This is a genomic window from Streptomyces sp. NPDC001515 (genome assembly GCF_053597115.1).
On record NZ_JBSFHN010000016.1, the window covers coordinates 38007 to 64339 of the forward strand.

Here is a 26333-nt window from a genome sequence, read left to right on the forward strand (position 1 = left end):
AGCGGCGGCGGGCCCGGGGCGGGCGCCATGCCGGGGGCGCGTTCGCGGTCGCACACGGGCGGTGTCCGGACGCGGCGGCTCAGTCCTCGAAGTCGTACACCGTCACCGGCACCCCCCGGCCGGTCAGCCGCCGTTCGATCAGGGGCTCGACCCGGGACCAGGTGCCCCCGGCGAGCCCGCAGCCGATCCGGGGCATGTGCACCGAGGCGCCCAGCTCCGCCGCGCGCTCGGCCACCGTGGCGAGCGCGGTGTCGATCGCCTCGTAGCGCACCGGAACCCCCTTGCTCCCCCGCCGCATCCCGTGCTGCCCCACCGCGTTGGCCACCCATATGTACGGGGTCACCCGCACGAACTGCACCGCGCCGAGGCCGAAGTCGTTGCCCGCGCGCTCCCGGTGCCATCGGCGGTAGGCCGCCTCGGGGCCCGGCCAGCGGCGCGAGAGGGCCAGGACGAAGCCCTTGCCCCATCCCCCGAGGTCGTTGCAGACATGGACGATCACCTTGACCCCCTTGCCCTGCGGCGCGGTCGCGTCACCCCGTACGTACTGGATCTCCTGCATGGATCCAGGCTAGGACCCGCCACTGACAGCGGCCGGGGCAGCTGCCCGGCTCTTTCACATCTTTGGTGAGACAGCAATACTGTTGCACCGAGACCCGAGGAGCAGATATGGCGACCGGAGCCGAGGAGCCCACGCTCACCGTCGACGAGCTGGCGGCCCGTGCCGGGGTGACCGTGCGCACGGTGCGTTTCTACAGCACCCGGGGGCTGCTGCCGCCGCCCGTGATCGGGCCGCGCCGGGTGGGGCACTACGGGCAGGCGCATCTGTCCCGGCTGGCGCTCATCGAGGAGCTCCAGCACCAAGGGATGACGCTGGCCGCGATCGAACGCTATCTGGAGCAGCTTCCGCCGGATCTGAGCGCCCATGATCTGGCGATCCACCGGGCCCTGGTGGCCTCGTGGGCGCCGGACTCGGCGGAGGACGCCACCCGGGCCGATCTGGAGCGGCGCGCGGGACGGCCCCTGGACCGCGGGGACATCGACCGGCTGGCCGCGATGGGCGTGCTGGAGCGGTCCGATCCGGCGGACGGGGTGTACCGGCTGGATCCGGGGCTGCTGCGGCTGGGTGTGGAGCTGCTGGACGTGCCGATCGCGCACGAGACGATCCTCGCGGCCCGGACCGTGCTGCTGGAGCACACCCGCTCGGTCGCGCACGAGCTGTCGCGGCTGTTCCGGGACGAGGTGTGGAATCCGTACCGGGAGCGGGAGTCGGATCCGGAGCACGTGAAGGCGATGCGGTCGTTGTCCGGACATATGCAGCCGATCGTGCTGCAGGCCCTGGTGACCGCGTTCCAGCGCTCTTTCAAGGAGGAGCTGCGGGCCGCCTTCGCGGCCGAGTGACCGCACGGCGGGCCGCCTCCCCCGCGCGGTGCGGGGAGGGCGGCCCGTCGTGGTGGCGTCAGTCGTGGAAGGTCTCGCCCTTCTCGGCCTTCTCCACGAGCAGCGCGGGCGGCAGGAAGCGGTCGCCGTAGCGCTCGGCGAGTTCCCGGGCGCGGGCGACGAAGCCGGGCAGCCCGCCCTCGTAGCCGTTGATGTACTGGAGCACGCCGCCGGTCCACGGCGGGAAGCCGATGCCCATGATGGAGCCGATGTTGGCGTCGGCGACGGTGATCAGGACGTTCTCCTCCAGGCAGCGGACGCTGTCCAGGGCCTCGGAGAAGAGCATCCGCTCCTGCATGTCGGTGAACGGGATGTCCGTCGCCGGCTTGGTGAAGTGCTCCCGCAGACCGGGCCAGAGGCGGGTGCGCCTGCCGCTCTCGTCGTACTCGTAGAAGCCCGCTCCTCCGCTGCGGCCGGGGCGGCCGAACTCGTCCACCATCCGGTCGACGACCGCGTCCGCCGGGTGGCCGGGCCAGGTGCCGCCGGCCTCCTCGACGGCCTTGCGGGTCTCGTTGCGGATCTTGCGGGGCAGGGTGAGGGTCAGCTCGTCCATCAGGGAGAGCACCTTCGCCGGGTAGCCGCACTGGGCGGCGGCCTGCTCGACGGAGGCGGGCTCGACGCCCTCGCCGACCATGGCGACGCCCTCGTTGATGAACTGCCCGATGACGCGCGAGGTGAAGAAGCCGCGCGAGTCGTTGACGACGATCGGGGTCTTCCTGATCCGGCGGACCAGGTCGAAGGCGCGGGCCAGCGCCTCGTCCCCGGTCTTCTCGCCCTTGATGATCTCGACGAGCGGCATCTTGTCGACCGGCGAGAAGAAGTGCAGCCCGATGAAGTCGGCCGGGCGCTCGACGCCCTCGGCGAGGACGGTGATCGGGAGGGTCGAAGTGTTGGAGCAGAGCAGCGCGTCCGGCTCGACGACGTGCTGGATCTCCTGGAACACCTTGTGCTTGAGGGCGGTGTCCTCGAAGACGGCCTCGATGACGGCGTCGCAGCCCGCGAGGTCGGCCACGTCGCCCGTCGGGGTGATGCGCGCCAGCAGTTCGTCGCGCTTCGCCTCGGTCGTACGGCCCCGGGAGAGCGCCTTGTCGAGCAGCTTCTCGCTGTACGCCTTGCCCTTGGCGGCGGCCTCCGCGGAGACGTCCTTGAGGACGACGTCGATGCCGGCCTTCGCGCAGGAGTACGCGATGCCCGCGCCCATCATCCCGGCGCCGAGGACGGCGACCTTGCGGACCTGGCGCTCCTCGATGTCCCGGGGGCGGCTGGCGCCCGCGTTGACGGCCTGGAGGTCGAAGAAGAATGCCTGGATCATGTTCTTGGCGACCTGGCCGGTGACCAGCTCGGTGAAGTACCGGGCCTCGATGGTCAGGGCGGTCTCGAAGTCGACCTGGGAGCCCTCGACGGCCGCCGCGAGGATGTTGCGCGGGGCGGGCATCGGGGCGCCGTTGAGCTGCTTCTTCAGATTGGACGGGAACGCCGGGAGGTTCGCGGCGAACTTCGGGTTCGACGGGGTGCCGCCGGGGATCCGGTAGCCCTTGACGTCCCAGGGCTGCTGGGACTCGGGGTGCTCGTCGATGAAGGCGCGGGCCCTGGCCAGCATCTCCTCCCGGGTGGCGGCCACCTCGTGGACCAGGCCGTTCTCCAGGGCGCGCCGGGGGGTGTACTGGGTGCCCTGGAGGAGGACCTTGAGCAGCGCGTCGGCGATGCCCATGAGGCGGACGGTGCGGGTGACGCCGCCGCCCGCGGGGAGCAGGCCGAGGGTGACCTCGGGCAGGCCGATGCGGGAGCCGGGAGCGTCGAGGGCGATGCGGTGGTGGGCGGCGAGGGCGATCTCGTAACCGCCGCCGAGGGCCGCGCCGTTGATGGCGGCGACGACCGGCTTGCCCAGGGTCTCGATGCGGCGCAGCGAGTTCTTGATCGCGGTGCCGGTGTCGAACGCGAGCTGCGCGCTCGAAGGACCGATTCTGATCATGTCCTTGAGGTCGCCGCCCGCGAAGAAGGTCTTCTTCGCGGAGGTGTAGATGATGCCCCGGATGGAGTCCTTCTCGGCCTCGGCGCGGTCGGCGATCGCCGCGATGGAGTCCTTGAACGCCTGGTTCATGGTGTTGGCGGACTGGTCGGGATCGTCCAGTACGAGGGTGACGACGCCGGTCTCGTCCTGTTCCCAGCGGATGGTCGTGCTCTCGGTCATGGGTCTGTCTTCTCCGTAGGAAGGGGACGGTCAGAGACGCTCGACGACGGTGGCGATGCCCATGCCGCCGCCCACGCAGAGGGTGGCGAGGCCGTAGCGCCGGTCGCGGCGCTCCAGTTCGTCGATGAGGGTGCCGAGGATCATCGCGCCGGTGGCGCCGAGCGGGTGGCCGAGCGCGATGGCGCCGCCGTTGACGTTGATCTTGTCGAGGGGCAGGCTCATGTCCCGCGCGAAGCGCAGCACGACGCCGGCGAATGCCTCGTTGATCTCCACGAGGTCGATGTCGTCGATGGTCAGCCCGGCCTTGGCGAGCGCCTTGCGGGTGGCGGGGGCGGGGCCGGTGAGCATGATGGTGGGCTCGGAGCCGGAGACGGCGGCGGAGACGATCCGGGCGCGCGGGGTGAGGCCGTAGCGCTCGCCGGTCTCCTTGTTGCCGATGGCGACGAGGGCGGCGCCGTCGACGATGCCGGAGGAGTTGCCCGCGTGGTGGACGTGGTCGATCTTCTCGACCCAGTGGTACTTCTGGAGCGCGACGGCGTCGAAGCCGCCCATCTCGCCGACGGCGGCGAAGGAGGGCTTGAGCGCGGCGAGGGAGTCGGCGGTGGTGCCGGGGCGCATGTGCTCGTCGTGGTCGAGGACGACGAGGCCGTTGCGGTCCTTGACGGGGACGACGGAGCGGGCGAAGCGGTTGTCCTTCCACGCCTCGGCGGCCCGCTCCTGGGAGAGCGCGGCGTACTCGTCGACGTCGCGGCGGGTGAAGCCCTCGATGGTGGCGATGAGGTCGGCTCCGACGCCCTGCGGGGCGAAGCCGGTCTCGTAGTTGGTCATGGGGTCCATGGCCCAGGCGCCGCCGTCGGAGCCCATCGGCACCCGGGACATGGATTCGACGCCGCCCGCGAGGATCAGGTCCTCCCAGCCCGAACGGACCTTGGCGGCGGCCAGGTTGACGGCTTCCAGGCCCGAGGCACAGAAGCGGTTCTCCTGGACGCCCGCGACCGTGTCGGGGAGCCCGGCCGCGATGGCGGCGATCCGGGCGATGTCGGAGCCCTGGTCGCCCAGCGGGCTGACGACGCCGAGGACGATGTCGTCGATGGCCGCCGGGTCGAGGCCGGGGAAGCGGCCGCGCAGCTCGTGGATCAGGCCGACGACGAGATCGATGGGCTTGGTGCCGTGCAGGGCCCCGTTGGCCTTGCCGCGGCCGCGCGGGGTGCGGATCGCGTCGTAGACGTACGCTTCGGTGCTCAAGTCAGCAGCCTTTCGGGGGTGTGGTGCGAAGAGGGTGGGTCAGGCGAGCAGCGAGCGGCCGATGATCTCCTTCATGATCTCGGTCGTGCCGCCGTAGATGGTCTGGATGCGGCCGTCGGTGAACGCCCTGGCCACGGGGTACTCCGCCATGTAGCCGTAGCCGCCGTGGAGTTGGAGGCATCGGTCGGCGACGCGCTTCTGGAGTTCGGTGGCCCACCACTTCGCCATGGAGGCGTGGACGGCGTCGAGCGTCCCGTCGGAGTGGTCGACGATGCAGCGGTCGAGGAAGGCACGGGTGACGGCGCACTCGGTGGCCATCTCCGCGATCTCGAAGCGGATGTGCTGGAGCTTGGAGAGCGGTCGCCCGAAGGCCTCGCGCTCCTTGACGTACGCGGTGGTGATCTCCAGGAGGTGTTCGGCGGCGGCGATGCCTGCGACGGCTATGCCCATCCGCTCCTGGGCGAGGTTGGTCATCAGGTGGATGAAGGCCCCGTCGCGCTCGCCGAGCAGGTTCTCCTTGGGGACGCGGACGTCGTGGAAGAAGAGCTCGGCGGTGTCCTGGGACTTCTGGCCGATCTTGTCGAGGTTGCGGCCGCGCTCGAAGCCCTCGGCGCCGCGTTCGACGACGATCAGGGACAGGCCCTTGGCACCGCCCTCGGGGGTGGTCTTCGCGACGACGATCACCAGGTCGGCGAGGATGCCGTTGGAGATGAAGGTCTTGGACCCGTTGAGCAGCCAGTGGTCGCCCCTGTCCTCGGCGGTGGTGCGGATGCCCTGGAGGTCGGAGCCCGCGCCGGGTTCGGTCATGGCGATGGCGGTGATGGTCTCGCCGCTGCAGAAGCCGGGGAGCCAGCGCCGCTTCTGTTCCTCGGTGGCGAGGCCGGTGAGGTAGGGGCCGATGATGTCGTTGTGCAGCCCGAGCGCGAGTCCGGGGGCGCCGGCCCGGGTGAACTCCTCGGCCAGGACCGCGCTGTAGCGGAAGTCGGGGTTGCCTCCCCCGCCGTACTCCTCGGGGACGGCGAGGCCGAGCAGTCCCTGCCGGCCGGCGGCGAGCCATGCCTCGCGTGCGACGATCCCGTCCTTCTCCCACTGCTCGTAGTACGGAAGGACCTCTTTGGTGAGGAAGGTGCGGACGGTGGCGCGGAACGCCTCGTGCTCTTCGGTGAAGATCTGCCGCTGCATCAGTCGGTCGTGTCCTTCCGGGTGGTCCGCAGGGCCGGTACGGCCCAGTCGGCGGCGACGGCTTCGGTGTCGGCGCCCGGAAGCGCGGGGCCGCCGCGCACGGAGGCGGGGGTGGCCGAGAACCGGGGCGCGGGCGCGGGCTGGGTGAGCCCGCCGTGCTCGACGAAGGTGGAGCGGGCCGCGAGGTGCGGATGGTGCGGGGCCTCCCGCAGCGAGAGCACGGGTGCCACGCACGCGTCGGTGCCCTCGAAGACCTCGGTCCACTCGGCGCGGGTGCGGGTGCGGAACCGGGCGGCGACCACGGCGCGCAGGTCGTCCCAGCGGGCGAGGTCGCCCCGGTCGGGGGCGGTCTCCGCGATGCCGAGGAGGGTGACGAACTCCTCGTAGAACCGCTGCTCCAGGGGGCCGACGGCCATGTATCCGCCGTCGGAGGTCTCGTAGCTGCCGTAGAAGGGGCAGCCGCCGTCCAGCAGGTTGGAGCCGCGCCGGTCCTGCCAGCCGCCGGCCGCGAGCATGCCGTGGATCATCATGGCGAGGTGGGCGGCCCCGTCCACGATCGCCGCGTCCACGACCTGGCCGGTGCCGTCGGGCGTCCGGGCGTGCTGGAGGGCGGCGAGGACGCCGACGACGAGATAGAGGGAGCCCCCGGCGTAGTCGCCGACGAGGTTGGCGGGGACGGTGGGCGGTTCGTCCGGCCGGCCGATCATGGAGAGGGTGCCGGTGAGCGCGATGTAGGCGATGTCGTGTCCGGCGCGGTCGGCGAGCGGTCCGTCCTGGCCCCAGCCGGTCATCCGCCCGTAGACGAGGCGGGGGTTGCGGGCCAGGCAGGCGTCGGGGCCCACGCCGAGGCGTTCGGCGACTCCGGGCCGGTACCCCTCGATGAGCACGTCGGCGCGTGCGACGAGGTCCAGGACGGTGGCGGGTCCGTCCGGAGCCTTGAGGTCGACGAGGACGGAGCGTTTGTTGCGGTTGGTGAGGTCCTTGGCGGGGTCGATGCCGATGCCGGAGCCGCCGGGCCGGTCGACGCGCACCACGTCGGCGCCCAGATCGGCCAGGAGCATCGCGGCGAACGGGCCGGGCCCGATGCCCGCCAGCTCGACCACGCGTACGCCGGCCAGGGGGCCGCGCGGGCCGTCCGGGCCGTTCCCTGTCGTTGCCATCGAGCCCCCAGCGGTGTGACACAACCGATGTAACATCGATGATGCTAAGAACGCGCAGGGCTCCGCACAACCCCTCGGAGCAAGCAAGCGCTTAGGTCATTCCCGGAAACTCCCCTCGTACGCGCGGGCGACCCGGTCCGGGGCCCGCCCGCTCCCGGCGGACGGCTCTCCTTTCGGAACACTCCTTTCGGAACACCCCGGCTACCTCTTTCGCCGGATCCTGCCCCATAGGCCCTCCCCGGGCGCCCTACGCCACGGCCGCCTCGGCTACCCTCTGCGTGCGACCTTGGCGCCGGCCCCCTGCGGAGGCACTGATGAACAGGCAGAACGGGGCGGAACGCCCCTATGACGTAGTCCTCTTCGGCGCCACCGGCTTCGTCGGGGAGCTGACGGCCGAGTATCTGGCGGCCCACGCGCCCCAGGGGTGCCGCTGGGCACTCGCCGGGCGCAACCGCGCCAAGCTGGAGCAGCTGCGCAACCGGCTGACCGACACCGACCCGCGCTGCGCGGACCTTCCGCTGCTGCACGCGGACGCGGACGACGAGGACGCCCTGCGCGAGCTGGCCGAGTCCACGCATGTGGTCGCCACGACCGTCGGCCCGTACATCTGGTACGGCAAGAAGCTGGTGGCGGCCTGCGCCGAGGCCGGTACGGACTACACGGACCTCTCCGGCGAGACGGAATTCGCCGACGGGGTCTTCCTGGAGCACGACACCCGCGCCCGCGAGACCGGGGCGCGCATCCTGCACGCCTGCGGTTTCGACTCCGTCCCGCACGATCTGGGCGTGTACTTCACGGTCGGGCAGCTCCCCGAGGGCGTCCCGCTGACGATCGACGGTTTCGTCCGCTCCAACGCCGCGTTCTCCGGCGGCACGTTCGCGTCCACGCTCAGCATCATGAGCCGGGGGCCGCAGACGCTGCGCGCCGCCCGGGAGCGCCGGCTGCACGAACCCCGACTGGTCGCCCGCCGCGCCCGCGCCCCGCTCGGCGCCCCCCGGTTCAGCACCGAGACCGGCACCTGGGCGCTGCCGCTGCCGACGATCGACGCGCAGATCGTGGAGCGCTCGGCCCGCGCGCTCCCCCGCTACGGCCCCGACTTCCGCTACCGGCACTACGCCTCGGTCAAGCACCTCCCGGTGGCCCTCGGCGGCACGCTCGCCATGGGCCTGCTGCTCGGCGCGGCGCAGGTGCCGGCCGTGCGCGACCGGCTGATGGACGTCTACGAACCGGGCGACGGACCGGACGCGGAGCGGCGGGAGCGCAGCTGGTTCACGGTCCGCTTCGTGGGCGAGGGCGGCGGACGCCGGGTCTTCACGGAGGTGTCGGGCGGCGACCCGGGATACGGGGAGACGGCGAAGATGCTGGCCGAGTCGGCGCTGTGCCTGGCGCTGGACGATCTGCCGGAGACCTCGGGCCAGGTCACCCCGGCGGTGGCGATGGGCGACGCGCTGCTCGACCGGCTGCGCGGGGCGGGGATCCGCTTCCGGGTGGCGGCGGTCCGGTAGGGCCGGGTCCGGCGCGGAGGGCTCAGAGGATCCAGGACGCCAGGGTGTAGAGCATGGCACCGGCCCAGACGAGCCCCGCCGCCCCGCCGAGCAGGACGCCGAGGGCCACCCGGCGCGGGGCAGGGGTCGGGGAGTGGGTTCGTCCGGGTGTGCGGTGTGCGTTCATGTGTCCAGGGTGCCGAGCATGATCGCGGGGCGCCATCCGTACGGATACTCAGGGGGTGCCCGGTCCTCGGCCGGGGCGTGCGGACGGGGGCCGCGACCGTGGCCGCGACCCCCGCCTCCGTGCCGTGGCGCCGTGCTACAGGTCCCGCACCCGGATGTTGCGGAACTCGGCGAGGTCGTTGTTGCTGTGGTTCTGCAGTCCGATGTACCCGCTGAGGAACTGGCGCAGGTCCGTGGGCGGGTCACCCGCACGGGACGAGGCCTTGCCCGGTGTGTTGTCGAACTCGTTGATCACCACACCGTTGCGGATGATCGTGTAGTGCTGGCCGACCGCGCGGATCTCGTAGTCGTTCCACTGGCCCTTCGGGGTGACCCCCGCCTTGTCCAGACCCACCGGCTTGAAGTTGTACACCGAACCGGTCTTCTGGGTCTCGCCCGTGGTCCCGTCGTAGATCTGGATCTCCTGTCCGCAGTAGACGGCGAGCCATTCCTGGGCGGTGCGGGCCGAGCCGACCGTTCCGCAACTGCCCTCGGGCCGGTCGGCCAGCGGGGTGCGCGGATCGGGGAATCTGATGAAGACCCCGGTGTTGGCGTTGGCGGTGCCGGGGGCCACATCACGGAACTGGAGTCTCACGGAGAAGTCCCCCAGCTCCTTCTCGGCGTACCAGAGCATCCCCATGCCGCCTGAGGTGCGCAGGGTGCCGTCGGGCTGGAGGGAGAACTTCCCCGGGCCCGCCTGCCGCCAGCCGGCCAGGGTGTCCGCCGTCCCGTCGAAGAGCGGACGGTATCCGGGGACCTTGCCGATCGTGCTCCGGGCCGCCTCCTTGCCGATCGTGGAGGCCTCCTTGTTGTCCAGCACGTCCTCCTTTCGGAGGTCGTTGACCACACCGTTGACATGGCTGACGAACGCGCCGTGGCTGGGCCAGGACGCCTCGTCGTCGATCAGGTCGTTGACGGTGCAGCCGCCGCCGGCCGCGTGGTTGGCCACGCCCGTGTCGGTGTCGAGCAGCCGGACGGTCCTGCGGGCGTCCGGCGCGGAGCAGCCGGCCTTCGCCTCGACCGTCGCGGTGGCCTTCTCGCCGTCGGCGTAGGTGACCGTGAGCTTCGCCCTGTACGTGCCGTAGTCGGCGTAGGTGTGCGTCGGGGCCGCCTCGTGCGAGGGCGCGCTGCCGTCGCCGAAGTCCCACTCCCAGGCCACACCGCCGACGCGGGTGTCGGTGAAGGCCACGGTCTTCGGCTTGCTCTGGGCGACCACGCGCGCCCCGGCCGCCTGTGGGTTCGGGGTGGCGGGTCCGCCGTGGTAGCTGATGCGGATGAGCTTCTGGTTGGGGTGCAGGCTGAAGAAGCCGCCCGCGTAGTCGAGCATGTAGAGGGCGCCGTCGGGGCCGAACTTGGCGTCCATCCAGCTCTGCAGCTGGGTGGCGCCGCCGCCGGGCGCGATGATGGACCGCAGGTCCTCGCCGAAGGCGGGGGCGCCGGCGTCCTTGACGCGGTCCGGGTCCACCGTCACCGCGACGCGGTTGTTGGCGTTGGACTCGTCACCGATGAACCACTTGTCCTCCCAGTACGCCGGCCAGGCGACGCCGCTGCCGGTGTCCACCTGGGAGCGGTGGTAGGTCGGACCGGACATCACGGCCTGGCCGCCGCCCTTGAGGTACGGCTCGGTGTAGGTGGCCTCGCTCTCCACGTACGACGGGAGCCCGCTGCCGTCGGAGCGCTCGGGGTAGACCGGGCCGCCGCCCTGGGGCGAGTACCAGATCATGTTGTCGCGGGCCGGCGGGATGTCCGTCAGACCGGTGTTGCGGGGCGACTCGTTCTTGAGGTGGTCGCAGTCGTACCAGCCGGTGAGCTGCTTGGCGTCGGTGTTGCTGCGGTCGCGGTAGGGCTGCTTGTTGCCCATGCAGTAGGGCCAGCCCTGGTTGCCCGCGGAGGTGATGACGGTGGCCGTCTCGTACTTGGCCGGGCCCAGCTCCGGGTCGGGTGCTCCGGCGTCCGGGCCGACCCAGCCGGCGGTGAGCCAGTTGTGCTCGGGGTCGATGGCGAGCCGGGCGATGTTGCGGACGCCCATGACGTAGATCTCGGGACGGGTCTTGTCCGTGCCCGGCGGGAAGAGGTTGCCCTTGGGGATGGTGTACGTGCCGTCGGGCTCGGGGTGGATCCGCAGGATCTTCCCGTTCAGGTTGTTCGTGTTGCCGGAGGTGCGGCGGGCGTCCTGGAAGGAGACGCCCTTGTAGTCCTCGGTCCAGTTGTTGCCGGAGTAGCCGCCGGAACCGCCCGAGGAGTTGTTGTCGCCGGAACCGATGTAGAGGTTGCCGTCCTTGTCGAAGGCCATGCCGCCGCCCGCGTGGCAGCAGCTGTGGATCTGGGTGTCCCAGTGCAGCAGGTCCTTGCGGGTGCCCTGGTCGATGGACTGGGACGCGAAGTCGTACGTCAGCCGGGAGACCGTGCGCTGGCCGATCCGCTTGTCGCGGTCGATCGAGTCGTGCGGCATCCAGAAGATGTACATCCACCCGTTCTTCTCGAACTTCGGGTCCAGCGTGATACCGATGAGCCCTTCCTCGTTCTTGACGAGTTCGTCGCCGCTGCCCCGGTTGCCCATCACGTCGAGCGTGGTGAGGAGTCTGACCTTCTTGGTCTTCGGGTCCCACTGGTGGATGGTGCCGCAGCCCAGGCCGACCTTGGGGTCGTTCCAGTCGACGACGGCGCCCGAGGGGCAGGCGGCCTTGCCGATGTAGAAGGCCTTGCCGTCGGGGGCCATGGTCAGACCGTGCGGCTCACCGATCTGGTCGAGCTGCCCGGCCTGGTTCTGCGCGGTCAGCCGCTCGGTGGTGTAGTTGGACGCGATGGTGGCCTGGCAGTCGCCGCGCACCATGCCGGTGGTCCACTCGATGGCGCCGAGCAGATGGCTCCGGAACTTCGCGTCGTCGGTGTAGCTCTCCTGCGTACGGCCCATGCCGGTGTAGAACGAGCGGCCGCCCTCGTAGTCGCGGCACCACGAGACCGGGTGGAAGGCGCCGTTGGCGCTGAGACCGGGCTTGTAGGTGTGCTCCTCGACCTGCGCGATGGTGTGGACCTTGCCGATGGGGTTGGGGTCCCAGTTGATCCACTGGTCGGAGCGGGTCCAGTTCAGGGGCAGACCCTTGGTGGCCGGGTGCTGGCGGTCCGTCACGTCGACGACGGCCTTCTGCACCTTGGAGTCCTGCGGCGGCGTCGGGTTGGCGTTGAAGAGCCGCAGTTCGGCCAGCTGGGTCAGCGAGTCACCGCTGTTGGCGGTGATGTCCAGCCGGTAGTGCTGGTAGGCGGTGGTGTTGGTGAACGGGAACTGCCGGGTCTGGAAGCGCGAGGGGAAGGCCTCCCCCTTGCGGGTGTCCAGTGTCTTCCAGTCCTTGCCGTCCTGCGAACCCTCCAGCTTCCAGTCCTTGGGGTCCCGCTCGGTGAAGTCGTTGGCCGAGGTCAGCGCGTAGTTGACGACGGCGACGGGCTTGTCGAGCTTCATGGTGATCGTGGCGGTCGGCGAACGCCCGAGCCACTTGGTGTCGTTCTTCCCGTCGAACAGCTTCTCCTTGGTCTCGTTCGGCGGGTTCTCCGAGTTGACCGAGGACTCGGTGACCTTCTCCGCGTCCGGCAGACCGAGCGCCGGGCGGGTGCCGATGAGCCCGGTGAACCAGGAGGAGTCCGCCTGGGCGCGCGCCGCGTCGTGGACGCCGACGAAGCCGCCGCCGTCACTGATGTACGCCTGGAAGGCGGCCTCCTGCTCGGCGTTGAGCGTCACGCCGTCGGCCGAGAGGAACACCACCCCCCGGTACGTGGCGAGGTCGGCGCTGTTGAAGACCTTCGCGTCCTCCGACTCGACGACCGTGAACCCGTTCTCCGCGCCGAGCTTCTCGATCTCGGCGGCGGCCTTCGTCACCGGGTCGTCCTGCTTGGCGGCGGGCCCGTGGAAGACGAGCACGTTCACCCCGGAAGCGGCGGCGGCCCGCTCCTCGCTCGCGCCGGCCGGCCGCGCCTGGGCCTGCGTCGCGGGCAGGGTGGACAGCCCGACGCCCAGCGCGGCGCTGGACAGCATGACGACCGCCCGGCGCCAGGGGCGTACCCGGCCCGGCACGCGCCGGGCGCGGGAGGGCGGGGCTCCGCTGTGCCGCGACCATGTGAACCGGTCTCTCTTGCCCATGCTTACTCCTTGACTCGATCCGGAACCGGAAGAGCGTTCAGGGATGGGATGCGGGGGGCGCGAATGGAGAGGTGTGCGTACGGCTCAGTGGTGGTCCATGCCGGCCATGTCCCCCATGCCGCCCATGCCGCCGTCGCCGCCCGGGACGGTGCCGTCGGCCTCGGTCACCCGGAACATGCCGACCATGCCCATGTCGGCGTGGCTCTGGACGTGGCAGTGGTACATCCAGTTGCCGGCGCCGACGCGGGCGCCCGCGACCACCTGGAAGCCGAAGGAGTCGCCCGGCCCGACGGTCTTGGTGTCGATGACCCTGGTCTCGTCCTTGGGGCCCTGCATGAGGCCGGTGCGGTTGTCGACCCAGCGGTGCCCGTGCACGTGGAAGGTGTGGAAGAACTCCCCGTGCGTGATCACGATGAACTCCACCCGCTCGCCGACGACCGCCGTGAAGGTGGGGGTGTCGTGATGGGCCTTCTGGTTGATCGTCATGTCGTTGAAGACGACGGTGAACTGCTTGTCGGGCAGGACGTCGCCCTTGCGGCGCACGATCACCGGACCGTACAGCCCCTTCTTCAGGCCGCCCGTTCCGTGTTCGGTGCCCACGTTGTGGTCGTGGTAGTGCCAGTAGCCGGCGCTGCCGGTCTCCCAGGTGCCGTCGTGGTTGGGGCCCGGGGCGTGGGTGCGCCACACGTAGGTGCGGCGGCCGCCCGGTTCGACGACGCTGTCGTTCATCCGGGTGCCGTCGCTGGCCACGTCGTAGTCCACGCCGTGGACGTGGAGGCTCGCGGCGACATCGAGGTTGTTGACCACCTCGATGTTCATGGTGTCGCCCTCGGTCAGCTCGATGAGCGGGCCGGGGATCGATGCCTTGCCGGGCTCCAGGCCGTAGCCCATCTCCCCGTTCGGCAGCTTCTCCATGTACAGGGTCAGCTCGCGGACGGTGCCCTTTCCGTTGCCGTTGCCGTTCCCGTTGCCCGCGTCCGGCTTGTCCTTCGAGACGGCGGCGGTGGCGCCGAGCACCGTGGGGACGACGGCCGCGGCGGCGGCGCCGGTGGCGAACGCGCGCCGGGAGAAGAAGCGCCCGTTTCCGGAGCCTGAGCCTGAGTCGAACATCGCTCTCCAATCCTCGAAACGCTCGGCTCGCGAAGGCGCACGCGGTCGTTTCGTGGTCGTGTGTGAGCCGCCGACGACGACAGCCGTGCTGCCGGCGGCGGTACGCGTGGTGCACCTGGCGTGCGGGCCCGCCGGGGACGGCGGGGCGGGCGTGGGCCGGCCCGGACTGCGAGGGGCACGGACCGGAGGGGTGGCCAGGACCTGACGTGAGCGCTGACGCGGTCCGACGAGCCGGCTGCTGCCGGGCCCGGATCCGCTGAATGAAGGGGGATTCGCCTCGGAACGCTGGACACCGTAGCGGCCCCGCCGACAGTTTTTCCAGACTCAGGTCAAAGTTGGTTGGATTCTTGTCATAGGTCTTGGCGAATAGTCAAAAGAGCCGCTAACTTCCCGACGTTGTCACGTTGAAGGAGGCTGTGTGAGCCCCGCTCCCGGGGGATCACGGCGCCGACGGCCTCGGTGTGGGACAGCGAACGGGAGTCGGTCCGCCCGTGCGCGGGTCACGGCGGACTGGCCGTGGCCCGCGCGCGGGCCGGCCGACCGACGGCAGCACGGTGCGCGTCCCCGTCCCGGCCGGGAACCGGCCGTCCAGGGGTTCCGCAGGCGTGCTGCGCGAGAAACGTGCTCGTCCCGGCGTGCGACCGATCGTCCAGCAGGCGGGGCCGTGAGTCCCATGCGGTGCCGCACCAGCGACATTTCCGAGAGGTGCAGCAGTGTCCACAAGACTGCCCCATGACCAGACGGATCCGCCCCCCTCAAGCTCCGCGCCACGAGACCGGCTCACCCGGCATCCGGTGCTGATGGCCGTGATGGCCGTCGTCTTCACCGCCTTCGCCCTGGCCGCCCCGGCCGCGTACGCGGCGATGACCGATGCCCCGCCGAAGGCCCCGGCCGCGACGGCCGCCGCCGACCAGGTCCTCACGTGGACGGCCGGCGACGACTACACGAAGTACACCTCGGCCCCCGCCACGGCCGTCGCGGGCAAGGCGACCATCGTGTTCGAGAGCAGCGCCGCCACCGGCAACACGACGGGCCTGACGCACACCCTGACCTTCGACACCGCGAACGGCGACTACAACAACGACGTCAGCCTCAACATCCTGGCGAGCCCCTTCGACGCGGAGGGCGGCAAGCACGCGGTCGAGGTGACCCTCACCCCCGGCACCTACCGCTACTTCTGCGCCATGCCGGGCCACCAGATGATGGTCGGCGAGCTGGTGGTCACCGCCGCGCCGGGCGAGGACACCACCGCCCCGGACACGTCCGCGTCCGTCGCCGGGACGAAGAACGACGCGGGCGAGTACGTCGACTCCGCGACCGTGACCGTCACCGCGACGGACGCCGGCTCGGGCGTCGCAAGCATCGAATACGCCCTCGACGGCGCCGCCTACCAGACCTACACCACCCCCGTCGCGGTCAAGACCGCCGGAGCCCACACCCTCACCTACCGCGCCACCGACAAAGCCGGAAACACCTCCACCACCAAGACGGTGACGTTCACCGTCGCCGCACCGGAGCCGCCCGAGGACACCACCGCCCCGGAGACCTCGGCGACCGTGACCGGGACGAAGAACGACGCCGGCGCATACGTCGACACCGCCACCGTCGCCCTCACCGCCACAGACACCGAATCCGGCATCGCCGGCATCGAATACGCCCTCGACGGCGCCGCCTACCAGACCTACACCACCCCCGTCGCGGTCAAGACCGCCGGAGCCCACACCCTCACCTACCGCGCCACCGACAAAGCCGGAAACACCTCCACCACCAAGACGGTGACCTTCACCGTCGCCGCACCGGAGCCGCCCGAGGACACCACCGCCCCGGAGACCTCGGCGACCGTGACCGGGACGAAGAACGACGCCGGCGCATACGTCGACACCGCCACCGTCACCCTCACCGCCACAGACACCGAATCCGGCATCGCCGGCATCGAATACGCCCTCGACGGCACCGCCTACCAGACCTACACCACCCCCGTCGCCGTCAAAACCACCGGAGCCCACACCCTCACCTACCGCGCCACCGACAAAGCCGGAAACACCTCCACCACCAAAACAGTGACCTTCACCGTCGCCGCACCGGAGCCGCCCGAGGACACCACCGCCCCGGAGACCTCGGCGACCGTGACCGGGACGAAGAACGGGGCCGGGGAGTACGTGGACACGGCGACCGTCACGATCACCGCGTCGGATGCCGAGTCGGGAGTCGCGGGGATCGAGTACGCGCTGGACGGAGGCGCGTACCAGCCGTACACGGCGCCGGTCGCGGTGAGCGCCACCGGCCGGCACGAGATGTTCTACCGGGCGGCGGACAAGGCCGGGAACACCTCGGTCGCGCAGTCGGTGACGTTCACCGTCGTCGTCGCTCCGCCGGAGGACCGGACCGCGCCCGAGGTGTCGGCCTCGGTGTCCGGGACGAAGAACGACGCCGGGGAGTACGTGGGCGGCGCGACCGTCACCGTGACGGCCACGGACTCGGAGTCGGGCGTGGCCGGGATCGCGTACTCGCTGGACGGCGGACCGTACCTCGCGTACGGCGGACCGGTGACGCTCTCCCGGTCCGGCAGCCACACGGTGCTCTACCGGGCCACTGACAAGGCGGGCAACACGTCCGCGGCGCAGTCATTGTCACTGACCATCGTGGACGGCAACCCGCCGGCGAACTGTCCGGAGACGGACGACCGGGCCACCGTGTACACCGGTCTCGTCAACACCGGGGTCCCGAACCTCGTCACAGCCAACGGCTGCACGATCAACCAGCTGATCGAGGACCACCGGGCCTGGAAGAACCACGGCGCCTTCGTCACCCACGTCGGGGACGTCGTCAACGCGCTGCGGAAGGAAGGCGTCATCGACCAGCGCGAGTCCGCCGCCATCAAGAAGGCGGCCGCACGGTCCGACGTCGGGATGAAGGACCGCGGTCCCGACGGCCGCTGAGGCACGCACACCGCACCGGGCCCGGTGGGGCGGAGAGTCCGACGACTCCCCTCCGCCGGGCCCGGGGCATGTGCGCGCCGGACGATCCGGGCGGCGGAAGCGGGGCGGCGCGTGCGGAGCGTGGCGTTTGTCCCGGTGCGGAGAAAAGTCCCGCCACTCGGCGCATAAGTTTCTTTTACCCACCGGAGACTCAGTGCTACGGTCCCACGGAAGCCGAGCCCGAACGCCGGGCGTGGCGGGCGGCTTTCACCTCGACGGGGGCGGCGTGAGGAGTTCCACGGTTCGACCGGCCAATCTGCACCAGGCCCGGCTGCTCCGCCTGCTGCGGGACCACGGACCGCAGTCGCGGGTCGCGCTGGGCGATCTGGTGGAGTTGTCGCGCTCGAAGCTCGCGTTCGAGATCGAGCGGCTGATGGAGGCCGGGCTGATCGTCCCGGACGGGCTGGCCGCCTCGCGCGGGGGCCGGCGTTCGTACAACGTGCGGGTGGCCCCGTCGATGCGGTTCCTCGGTGTGGACATCGGGGCGACCTCGGTCGATGTGGCGGTGACCAACGCGGAGTTGGAGATCCTGGGCCATCTGGCGGCCCCGCTCCATGTGCGCGACGGGCCGGTCGCGGTCTTCGCCCGGGTGCGGGAGCTGGTCGCCGAGCTGCGGCGGACGACGTCGGTGGAGCGCTTCGACGGTGCGGGGATCGGTGTTCCGGGGCCGGTCCGGTTCCCGGAGGGCGTCCCCGTGGCGCCGCCGATCATGCCGGGGTGGAACGGCTATCCGGTCCGCGAGGAGATGAGCCGCGAACTGGGCTGCCCGGTCCTCGTCGACAACGATGTGAACCTGATGACGCTGGGCGAGCAGCAGGCGGGCGTGGCCCGTTCGGTGCGGGACTTCCTGTGCGTGAAGCTGGGGACCGGGATCGGCTGCGGGATCGTCGTGGACGGCGAGGTGCGCCGGGGGGTGACCGGCAGCGCCGGGGACATCGGCCACATCCAGGTCGTGGCGGACGGGCCGCGCTGCCTGTGCGGCAACACCGGCTGTCTGGAGGCGTGTTTCAGCGGGCTGGCGCTGGTGCGGGACGCGACGGAGCTGGCGCGTTCGGGCCGTTCGGAGCCGCTGGCCGCGCGGCTCGCTGCGGCAGGGTCCCTGAGCGCCGAGGACGTCTCGCAGGCCGCGGCGGCCGGGGACACCGAGGCGCTGGACCTGATCCGGGAGGGCGGTACCCGCACCGGCCACGTGATCGCGGGTCTCGTCAGCTTCTTCAACCCCGGGCTGGTCGTCATCGGCGGCGGGCTCACCGGTCTCGGGCACCATCTGCTGGCCAGTATCCGCACCCAGATCTACCGCCAGTCGCTGCCGCTGGCCACCGGGAACCTCCCGATCGTGCTGGGCGAACTGGGGCAGGTCGCCGGGGTCGTGGGGGCCACCCGGCTGATCAGCAACCACGTGTTCTCTCCGGCCTGACCGGGCACCCGGCCCACGCTTCAGGCCGTGGCCTCGCGCAGCGCCCGCCGGCACAGCGCGTCCGCGCGGCGCGTGGTCTCCGGCTGGCGGAAGTCCCGGGCCAGCACCAGGGTGTGGGCGCAGGCGTTGTCGAGGCGGGTGCGGTGCCCGACCGAGACGTACACCGGTTTGGTGCGGTCCTGGGTGCGCAGGGCCCGGCCGACCTCCTCGCCGCCGTCGAGCAGCGGGGAGCCGTCGCCGCGCCGGGGGCCGGGCTGTTCGTACGTGAAGGTGAACGGGTTCTTCGCGACGCCGATGACCGGCAGTCCCGTCAGCACGCCCAGATGACTGGCCAGGCCGAAGCGGCGCGGATGCGCCAGGCCGTAGCCGTCGCAGACGACGAGCCCGGGGGCGACGGGAAGGGATTCCAGCGCGGCCAGCACCGTGGGGAGTTCGCGGAAGGCGAGGAGTCCGGGCACGTACGGGAAGGTGACGCGGCCGACGGCGGTCGCCTCGGCCACCACCTCCAGGGTCGCGGCGTCCAGGACGACGGCCGCGGCGGCGACGACGTCCCGCTCGTCGTCGTAGGCGACGTCGACCCCCGTCACCCGGCCGGTGCCGGGTTCGGGCCCGGGTTCGTCGAGCACGACGCGGGTGCGGAGATCGTCCTGGACGGCACGGGCCTCGGCCTCGTCCGCGGGCATCCGGAAGGCAGTCATGGTGGCGCCCAGCCTACGGGCCGTCCGCTCCTTCCCGACGTCCGCCCGGAGGGCGGGAAGGAGCAGACGGGCCTGAAGGCCCCCGAGGGGGACGGCCCACGGCCGCCGCCGTGCCGGGCGGACGGGGGCGGCGGGCCGCTCCCGTACCGTGGTGATCATGTTCGTACTGGAGTTGTCCTACACCGCCCCGCTCGACCGTGTCGACGCGGTCATGGCCGAGCATGTCGCCTGGCTCGACGCGCAGTACGCGGCGGGGGTGTTCGTGGCGTCGGGGCGGAAGAACCCGCGTGACGGCGGGGTGATCCTCGCCGTGGGGGACGACCGGGAGGCGATCGTCCGGCTCACGGAGACGGACCCGTTCGCGGTGCGCGGCGTCTGCGCGTACCGGGTCACGGAGTTCATCGCGACGAAGACCTCGGACGCGCTGGCGCCGTACCGTCAGCGGGCCTGACTGCCCCTCACCCGGCGAACGCCCGTGCGGCGCGGCCGTGTTCGCCGGCGGCCCAGCAGCCTCCGTCGGCGGTGCAGTCGACGGTGTCGTACGAGCCCGAGTCGACCGTGCGCCAGGTGCGTCCGCCGTCCGTGGTGAGGTCCGTGCCGGTCGGTCCGACGGCGAGCGCGGCCGAGCGGCTGTGCGGGAGCCAGGCGACGCCGGAACGGTAGGCGGGGGACGGGGTCCGGGCGGCGTTCCAGTGGCGGCCGGCGTCGGAGGTGACGGCCGAGGCGCGCGGCGAGGGCTGGTCGGCGCGGTAGTCGCCGCCGACCGCGATGCCGTGGGCGCGGTCGCGGAAGGCCAGGCCGAAGACGCCCCGGGCCGGGTCACCGGCCGGGATCGGCGCGGCGGTCGCGGTCCAGGTCCGGCCCCGGTCGCCCGAGTGCAGGATCCGGGCGGTCGCCGCGCCGCCGGTCGCCAGCCAGACGTCCTTGGGTCCGGAGGAGACCAGGCACTGTCCCGAGGCGGCGAATCCGGCCTCGCCCGGCTGCGCCTCGGGCATGCCGGAGGAGGGCAGGACCCGCCAGCGCCGGCCGCCGTCGTCGGTGGCCAGGATGCGGAACCTGCCGTCCACGGGATCGCTCATCGCGAGGCCGTGGCGGCTGTCGAAGAAGGTCAGGCAGTCGTAGAAGGCCCGTGCGTCGGTGTTCCGGAAGGACTCCTTCCAGGTCCGTCCGCCGTCCTCGGTGCGCAGCACCCGGGACGCCTCGCCCTCGCCGATGGCCAGGGCCACGGCGCGCCGGGCGTCGAATGCCTCGATGTCGCGGAACTCCAGTGCCTCGTCGGCCGCTCCGGGCGGCGAGACATCGGCCCAGTGCCGGCCGCCGTCGGTGGTGCGCAGCACCGCTCCCCCGGAGCCGGCCAGCCAGGCCGTGCGCCGGTCGACGGCCGCGAGGCCGCGGAAGCGGGCGTCGGTCCCGGTGTCGGTGGCCGTCCAGCCCGGCGCGTGGCCGGTTCGGTGCGGTGTCCCGGGTGCCGCGTGGGCGGCGGGTGCGGACAGAACGGCGGCGAGTGCCGCCCCGCACATTCCCAGAGACATCAGTCGTCGCGTCTTCCCCTTGGACCTCATGGCGCTGGAAGCTAACCCACGGGCCGCGCGCCGTCCAGGGTGCGGGGCGCGGATCGGGGCACCCGAGCAATCAGCGGTGTGTCATGCGCGGTGACGCAGCTCACGCCGCGCCCCGGTGCACGCAAGGGTGTGTTCGGTCGTCTGTATCAGTGCCGGGAACCGTCCGTCCGGTCGCGAGAGGGAGCAGGTCGTGTCCACCGTTATCGAGCAGTCCGTCCAGGCCCGCATGGTCGCATCCGCCCCGAGGATGGAGACGCTTCCCGCCGTGCTGAGCTACGACCCGGCGGATCCGTTCGCCGTGCGCATGGCGTTCCCCGCGCCGGCGACGCTGGAGGGCACGGCGGTGCTCTGGGAGTTCTCCCGGGAGTTGCTGGCGGCGGGGATGGACACCCCGGCCGGCCTCGGCGACGTACGGGTGCGGCCCTTCGGCTACGACCGCACGGTGCTGGAGTTCCACGCCGTGGAGGGCATCGCGATGGTTCACGTACGGACGGACGAGGTGCGCCGGTTCCTGCGGCGCGCGCAGGAGCTGGTCCCGTCCGGGGACGAGCACCGCTTCCTCGAAATGGACCGGGATCTGGCGCGGTTGCTCGGCGGATCGCGCTGACCGGGAGGCGTTGCGGGCCCACGGGAGGCGGGCCGGATAAACCGGTTGCCCCTCCCCGGGCGCGCCCGTACCGTCGTAGGCGTCCCTGTCGTCACCGATCGGAGCAGGACGTTGTTCGTCTGAGGTCCCGAGACACCGTGTCGCACGCCGTGCCATGTCCTCATGTCCGCGTGCCCGAGTGTGACCTCAGCTCTTCGAGCCGTCCTCCGCGACCTGGGCTTCTCTCTCCACCGTAGGAACAACCCTTCCGTGGAAGGCCCGTGGCCGGTGTCTCGCCCCGTTGCCCACGCCCCTTCCACGCAACCGGGAGATTCCTCGTGTCCACCCCACTCACCCATATCAGCTGTACCTCCCTCTCCTTCTCCTGGCCGGACGGCACCCAGGTGTTCGACGGCCTCGACCTCACCGTCGGCCCCGGCCGCACCGGACTGATCGGGCTCAACGGCTCGGGCAAGTCCACACTGCTGCGGCTGCTCACCGGGGAGCTGACCCCGCTGGACGGCCGGGTCACGACGGCCGGCGAGATCGGCTATCTGCCGCAGAACCTGGTCCTGGACACCGCGCTGCGCGTCGACGCCGCCCTGGGCATCGCCGGGACCCGGGCGGCGCTGCACGCCATCGAGGCCGGTGAGGGCGACGAGGCGGCGTTCGCCGCCGTCGGCGACGACTGGGACGTGGAGGAGCGGGCGCACGCCATGCTCGACCAGGTCGGTCTCGGCCGTCTCGGGCTGGACCGCACGATCGGGGAGATGTCCGGCGGCGAGTGCGTGCTGCTGCGGCTGGCGGCGCTGCTGCTGGCCCGGCCGGACGTCCTGCTGCTGGACGAGCCGACGAACAACCTCGATCTGCACGCCCGCGCACGGCTCCACGCGGCCGTGGACGCCTGGCACGGGGTGCTCCTCGTCGTCAGTCACGACCGCGAACTGCTGGAGCGGGTCGACCAGATCGCCGATCTGCGGGACTCCTCCGTCACCTGGTACGGCGGGAACCTCTCGGCGTACCAGGAGGCGCTGGCCGTGGAGCAGGAGGCGGCCGAGCGCATGGTGCGGGTCGCGGAGGCCGATGTCCACCGGCAGCGGCGCGAACTCGCCGAGGCGGGCGTCAGACTGGCCCGTCGCAAGCGCTACGGGCAGAAGATGCAGGAGAACAAGCGCGAACCGAAGGTCGTGATGGGGGCGCGCCGGCGCTCCGCCCAGGAGTCCGCGGGCAAGCACCGCATCCTGCACGCCGAGCGGCTGGCCGAGGCCAGGCAGCGTCTGGACGAAGCCGTCGAGGCGGTGCGCGAGGACGAGGAGATCAGGGTCGACCTGCCGCACACCCGGGTCCACCCGGGCCGCGAGGTGCTGCGGACGACGGATCTCGCCCTGCCGTACGGGGCGCGGGTCCCCGGCGGGTTCGAGGTGCGCGGCCCCGAGCGGATCGCTCTGGTGGGGCGCAACGGGGCGGGCAAGACGACGCTGCTGCGGACCCTGGCCGGTGAGCTGGCGCCGGTGTCCGGCGAGGCGTGTGTGCACGTGCCGGCGCGGTTCCTGCCGCAGCGGCTGGATGTCCTGGACGACACGCTGAGCGTGGTGGAGAACGTGGCGCGGTTCGCCCCGGAGGCCACGAACAACCGGATCAGGGCGCGTCTGGCCCATTTCCTGTTCAAGGGGGCACGAGCGGACAAGGCCGCCGGGACGCTGTCGGGCGGTGAGCGGTTCCGTGCCGCCCTGGCCGCGCTGCTGCTGGCGGAGCCGGCGCCTCAGCTGCTGATGCTGGACGAGCCGACGAACAATCTGGACCTGGCGAGCGTGCGCCGGCTGACGGCGGCACTCGACGCGTTCGAGGGAGCTCTGATCGTGGCGAGCCACGATGTGCCCTTCCTCGAATCGCTGGGGATCACACGCTGGCTGCTGCTCGACGACGGGCTGCGGACCACGTCGGCCGAGGAGGTGCGCCCGGGAATCTGAGAGCGGCGGTACGGGGACGGGGTTCAGGGCGTGCGCGGGGTCAGCGGTGGAGTAAGGCCCATGCCTTGGTGCCGCCGGACGCCGTCAGCGCGGGCGTCAGCCCCCAGTCCCCTCCGTGCGCGTCCACCGCGGCGGCCAGCAGCCACATGCTGGCGCTGCGGTGTTCGCGGCACTCCTCGGACTTCTCCGGCGACTCGTGCGCGGGGTGCTGGTCGTAGAGGATGATCCGCAGCGCGTCGAACTGCCAGTGGACGCGCAGCAGCATCTCGCGGTCGGGTGTGAACCGGTAGGCTGCCGCGACCAGTTCGGAGGCGGCGAGCACCGCCGTCTCGCACAGCTCGTCCAGGCCGTGCCGGGTGAGCAGTTCGCTCACGGAGCGTCGGGCGAGACCGGCGCAGAAGGCGCCGCCGGGCAGGGCGAAGGAATAACTCAGATTGTCCGTCTCCGGTGGGACGGGACCTTTCGGCGCGGGGGCCGGAAGGCAACGCAAGGCGCCTTTCATCAAAGGGACTCACTTTTCTCATGCGTGTGGTGACGATCACACGAAGGCGCGGTCGCCCCGTGTGAGACTGGCGCTACCGACCGTAGCGCACGAGCGGAGCACAGTGCTACTACTTGTGTGGTTCCGGCATTTCGCCACTCTCCCACCGGAAGGAACCCCACCGTGCCACCCCGAAGTACACCTACCGCACGACAGCAACGACTCGGGTACGAACTACGCAAGTTGCGCGAGCAGTCGGGGATGACGGCACAGCAGGCCGCGGCGCTGCTCGGCGTGGACCGCACCCGCATCCCCAACATCGAGTCGGGCCGCTTCGGGATCAGCGCCGAACGGGTCCGCACCCTGGCCTTCAACTACGGCTGCCCGGACGCCGGGCTCGTCGACCTGCTCGCCGAGATGGCGACCGAGCGGGCCAGGGGCTGGTGGGAGGAGCACCGCGGGCTGCTGCTGCCGAGCCTGCTCGACATCGCCGAACTCGAATACCACGCGGTGGAGTTGACGACCGCGACCACCACGCACATCCCCGGCCTGCTCCAGACCGAGGAGCATGCGCGCGCGGTCTTCGACACCGCCGTCCCCCCACTGCCCACACCCGATCTGATGGCCCGGCTGTCGCTGCGGCTGCGCCGCCAGGAGGTGCTGGAGCGGGACCGGCCTCCGCTGTACGAGACGCTGATCCACGAGGCCGCGCTGCGCATGCAGTTCGGCGGGCCGAAGGTGAGCCGGGCCCAGTTGGAGCACATCCTCCAGCAGTCCGAGCGGGACCGGATCACGGTCCGGGCGATCCCGTTCGCGGCGGGGGGTTTCCCCGGGGCCGGTCAGTCGTTCACCTATGTCGGCGCGGCCGTCCCCCAGCTCGATACCGTGCAGCTCGATTCGTCGCACGGCTCGATCCTGCTGGACGCCGACATGCAACTGAGGCGCTACCGGGGGCTGTTGGAACGTCTGCGGGCACTCGCACTGCCCGTGGAGGAGTCGCGCGACTTCATCCGGCGCATAGCGCAGGACCTGTGAGGAGAGAGAGCATGAACGACATCTGCTGGGACGACCCCTTCTGCAGCGAGGGGGCGAACTGCTTCCGGTTCGGCCTCGACGACCAGGGCCGGGCCTACATCGGCTCGACCACCGACACCGCCGCCTACGTCAGCGACTCGGTGGAGGCGCTGCGGGCGCTGATCTCCGCCGTGAAGTCCGGAGCGGCGGACCATCTGCTCTGAATCCGGCCCACCCGACCGCGCCCCCCGTGCGCCCGCGCTCCGAGTACGCCGACAGTTCGGAGCCTCCCGCCACCGGGGGCCGGCCCGGCCGCCGCACACTCCCCGTACACGACCGACCTGGGGGTATGACACCGCGTGAGGGATGGTCGCCCGGACGGGCTTGGCCAGAGCCTTACCGCGGCTTTAACCTACGGTTTCGTAACCTACGAAGCCGTAGGTACTTCTCCCGTCCCCAGGAGCTCCCCGTGACGATCACCTCTGCCTCCCTCGGCAGTTCACCGGCGTGGACCGACGCCCATCTGCTGTACGCGCTGGAAGAAGTGGTGGAGAAGGAGCTCAACCGCCATCTCAAGGTCGCCAAGGACTGGATGCCGCACGAGTACGTGCCGTTCTCCGACGGACGCAACTTCCCCGGCGTCTTCGAGGACGGCGATGCCTGGCGCACGGACCAGTCCAAGGTGACGGACATCGGCCGGATCGCCCTCGTGGTGAACCTGCTGACCGAGGACAACCTCCCCAGCTACCACCACGAGATCGCCTCGCTCTTCGGCCGTGACGGCGCCTGGGGCACCTGGGTGCACCGCTGGACCGCCGAGGAGGGCCGCCACGGCATCGTCATGCGGGACTACCTGCTCACCTCCCGCGCCGTGGACCCGGACAAGCTGGAGCAGTTCCGGATGGCGCACATGGCGGAGGGCTTCGAGTCCGACAACCGCCACTCGATGCTCCACTCCGTGGCGTACGTCGCCTTCCAGGAGCTGGCCACCCGGGTCTCGCACCGCAACACCGGACACCAGTCGGGCGATCCGGTCTGCGACCGGATGCTGGCCCGCATCGCCACCGACGAGAACCTCCACATGGTGTTCTACCGCAACCTCCTCGGCGCGGCCTTCGAGCTCGCCCCGGACCTGACCATGCAGTCCGTGCGCGATGTCGTGGTGAACTTCCGGATGCCCGGACACGGCATGCCCGGCTTCGAGCGGGCCGCCGCCCAGATGGCCATCGGCGAGATCTACAACCTGCGGATCCACCACGACGACGTGATCCAGCCGGTGCTGCGCTATCTGAAGGTGCTCGACATCGACGGCCTCGGCCCGGAGGGCCTGCAGGCCCAGGAGGAGCTGGGCCTGTACATGAACGGGCTGGACGGCGAGGCGTCCAAGTTCGACGAGAAGCTGGCCGCGCGCAAGGCGCGGATGGCGGCCCGCGCCCAGGGCTGAGCACCGCCCGGAGGGCC

At 71.2% G+C, this 26333-nt stretch carries 21 protein-coding genes and 3 pseudogenes; 10 read left to right on the top strand and 14 right to left on the bottom strand.

What is annotated here, in order from left to right; genetic code table 11:
• Positions 1–79: 79 nt before the first annotated feature.
• Entirely contained in the window at positions 80–559 is a 480-nt protein-coding gene (locus tag ACWCXC_RS18335) for a macro domain-containing protein (RefSeq protein WP_450681246.1), read from the bottom strand.
• Between the two features lie 107 nt (positions 560–666).
• On the opposite strand from ACWCXC_RS18335, the gene ACWCXC_RS18340 reads away from it, so the two are divergent.
• On the top strand, positions 667–1398 hold the full coding sequence (locus tag ACWCXC_RS18340) for a MerR family transcriptional regulator (RefSeq protein WP_383638286.1): 732 nt from the start codon (positions 667–669) through the stop codon (positions 1396–1398).
• 58 nt (positions 1399–1456) lie between these two features.
• Here the strand turns inward: ACWCXC_RS18340 and ACWCXC_RS18345 are convergent, their stop codons facing one another.
• From ACWCXC_RS18345 to ACWCXC_RS18360, 4 genes are read right to left on the bottom strand one after another with little or no spacing between them, the layout of a single operon-like run.
• Entirely contained in the window at positions 1457–3628 is a 2172-nt protein-coding gene (locus ACWCXC_RS18345; protein ID WP_450889848.1) for a 3-hydroxyacyl-CoA dehydrogenase NAD-binding domain-containing protein, read from the bottom strand.
• 30 nt (positions 3629–3658) lie between these two features.
• Positions 3659–4873 carry an acetyl-CoA C-acetyltransferase gene (locus tag ACWCXC_RS18350; protein WP_450889850.1) on the bottom strand — a complete coding sequence of 405 codons (1215 nt, stop codon included), beginning with the start codon at positions 4871–4873 and terminating at the stop codon, positions 3659–3661.
• Between the two features lie 39 nt (positions 4874–4912).
• Positions 4913–6055 carry an acyl-CoA dehydrogenase family protein gene (locus ACWCXC_RS18355; RefSeq protein WP_450681249.1) on the bottom strand — a complete coding sequence of 381 codons (1143 nt, stop codon included), beginning with the start codon at positions 6053–6055 and terminating at the stop codon, positions 4913–4915.
• On the bottom strand, positions 6055–7215 hold the full coding sequence (locus tag ACWCXC_RS18360; protein WP_450681250.1) for a CaiB/BaiF CoA transferase family protein: 1161 nt from the start codon (positions 7213–7215) through the stop codon (positions 6055–6057). The genes ACWCXC_RS18355 and ACWCXC_RS18360 overlap by 1 nt, the downstream gene beginning before the upstream one ends.
• A gap of 314 nt (positions 7216–7529) precedes the next feature.
• Here ACWCXC_RS18360 and ACWCXC_RS18365 point away from each other — a divergent pair, with 314 nt between their 5' ends.
• Positions 7530–8720 carry a saccharopine dehydrogenase family protein gene (locus ACWCXC_RS18365; protein ID WP_450681251.1) on the top strand — a complete coding sequence of 397 codons (1191 nt, stop codon included), beginning with the start codon at positions 7530–7532 and terminating at the stop codon, positions 8718–8720.
• A gap of 22 nt (positions 8721–8742) precedes the next feature.
• Here the strand turns inward: ACWCXC_RS18365 and mmpA are convergent, their stop codons facing one another.
• The 6 genes and pseudogenes from mmpA to ACWCXC_RS18395 form a co-directional block, all read right to left on the bottom strand.
• On the bottom strand, positions 8743–8886 hold the full coding sequence (gene mmpA, locus ACWCXC_RS18370) for a morphogenic membrane protein MmpA (RefSeq protein WP_450681252.1): 144 nt from the start codon (positions 8884–8886) through the stop codon (positions 8743–8745).
• Between the two features lie 135 nt (positions 8887–9021).
• Positions 9022–9873, bottom strand: a complete 852-nt coding sequence (locus ACWCXC_RS18375) for a 3-keto-disaccharide hydrolase (protein WP_450681329.1) — start codon at positions 9871–9873, stop codon at positions 9022–9024.
• A 78-nt stretch (positions 9874–9951) separates the two neighbouring features.
• Positions 9952–10158 (bottom strand): annotated as a pseudogene (locus ACWCXC_RS18380) (PKD domain-containing protein); the annotation flags it as partial.
• A gap of 6 nt (positions 10159–10164) precedes the next feature.
• A pseudogene (locus ACWCXC_RS18385) lies at positions 10165–12114 on the bottom strand (ThuA domain-containing protein); the annotation flags it as partial.
• A gap of 15 nt (positions 12115–12129) precedes the next feature.
• Positions 12130–13056, bottom strand: a pseudogene (locus ACWCXC_RS18390) (ThuA domain-containing protein); the annotation flags it as partial.
• 84 nt (positions 13057–13140) lie between these two features.
• Positions 13141–14166, bottom strand: a complete 1026-nt coding sequence (locus ACWCXC_RS18395; RefSeq protein WP_450681253.1) for a multicopper oxidase domain-containing protein — start codon at positions 14164–14166, stop codon at positions 13141–13143.
• 863 nt (positions 14167–15029) lie between these two features.
• Between ACWCXC_RS18395 and ACWCXC_RS18400 the strand changes: the two genes are divergently transcribed.
• Positions 15030–17105, top strand: a complete 2076-nt coding sequence (locus ACWCXC_RS18400; protein WP_450889985.1) for an OmpL47-type beta-barrel domain-containing protein — start codon at positions 15030–15032, stop codon at positions 17103–17105.
• A gap of 265 nt (positions 17106–17370) precedes the next feature.
• Positions 17371–18561: an ROK family protein gene (locus ACWCXC_RS18405; RefSeq protein ID WP_450681254.1), complete on the top strand. Its 1191-nt coding sequence runs from the start codon at positions 17371–17373 to the stop codon at positions 18559–18561.
• A 20-nt stretch (positions 18562–18581) separates the two neighbouring features.
• On the opposite strand, the gene ACWCXC_RS18410 is transcribed toward ACWCXC_RS18405, so the two are convergent.
• On the bottom strand, positions 18582–19244 hold the full coding sequence (locus ACWCXC_RS18410; RefSeq protein WP_450889987.1) for an endonuclease V: 663 nt from the start codon (positions 19242–19244) through the stop codon (positions 18582–18584).
• A 172-nt stretch (positions 19245–19416) separates the two neighbouring features.
• On the opposite strand from ACWCXC_RS18410, the gene ACWCXC_RS18415 reads away from it, so the two are divergent.
• A complete protein-coding gene (locus ACWCXC_RS18415) occupies positions 19417–19710 on the top strand; it encodes a YciI family protein (protein ID WP_450889854.1) in 294 nt (97 codons plus the stop codon).
• Positions 19711–19717: 7 nt separating this feature from the next.
• On the opposite strand, the gene ACWCXC_RS18420 is transcribed toward ACWCXC_RS18415, so the two are convergent.
• Positions 19718–20791: a WD40/YVTN/BNR-like repeat-containing protein gene (locus ACWCXC_RS18420; protein WP_450681257.1), complete on the bottom strand. Its 1074-nt coding sequence runs from the start codon at positions 20789–20791 to the stop codon at positions 19718–19720.
• 220 nt (positions 20792–21011) lie between these two features.
• On the opposite strand from ACWCXC_RS18420, the gene ACWCXC_RS18425 reads away from it, so the two are divergent.
• Positions 21012–21428: an SsgA family sporulation/cell division regulator gene (locus ACWCXC_RS18425; RefSeq protein ID WP_450681258.1), complete on the top strand. Its 417-nt coding sequence runs from the start codon at positions 21012–21014 to the stop codon at positions 21426–21428.
• Positions 21429–21745: 317 nt separating this feature from the next.
• A complete protein-coding gene (locus tag ACWCXC_RS18430; RefSeq protein ID WP_450889856.1) occupies positions 21746–23377 on the top strand; it encodes an ABC-F family ATP-binding cassette domain-containing protein in 1632 nt (543 codons plus the stop codon).
• 40 nt (positions 23378–23417) lie between these two features.
• On the opposite strand, the gene ACWCXC_RS18435 is transcribed toward ACWCXC_RS18430, so the two are convergent.
• On the bottom strand, positions 23418–23750 hold the full coding sequence (locus ACWCXC_RS18435; protein ID WP_450681260.1) for an ATP-binding protein: 333 nt from the start codon (positions 23748–23750) through the stop codon (positions 23418–23420).
• A 291-nt stretch (positions 23751–24041) separates the two neighbouring features.
• On the opposite strand from ACWCXC_RS18435, the gene ACWCXC_RS18440 reads away from it, so the two are divergent.
• The 3 genes from ACWCXC_RS18440 (at position 24042) to ACWCXC_RS18450 (ending at position 26316) form a co-directional block, all read left to right on the top strand.
• Complete coding sequence (locus ACWCXC_RS18440) at positions 24042–24893, top strand: helix-turn-helix domain-containing protein (protein ID WP_450889858.1); 852 nt, start codon at positions 24042–24044, stop codon at positions 24891–24893.
• 11 nt (positions 24894–24904) lie between these two features.
• Positions 24905–25096 carry a hypothetical protein gene (locus ACWCXC_RS18445; RefSeq protein WP_450681262.1) on the top strand — a complete coding sequence of 64 codons (192 nt, stop codon included), beginning with the start codon at positions 24905–24907 and terminating at the stop codon, positions 25094–25096.
• Positions 25097–25341: 245 nt separating this feature from the next.
• The gene (locus ACWCXC_RS18450) at positions 25342–26316 is read left to right on the top strand and encodes an acyl-ACP desaturase (RefSeq protein WP_450889860.1); all 975 of its coding nucleotides are present in this window, start codon (positions 25342–25344) and stop codon (positions 26314–26316) included.
• Positions 26317–26333: the final 17 nt, after the last annotated feature.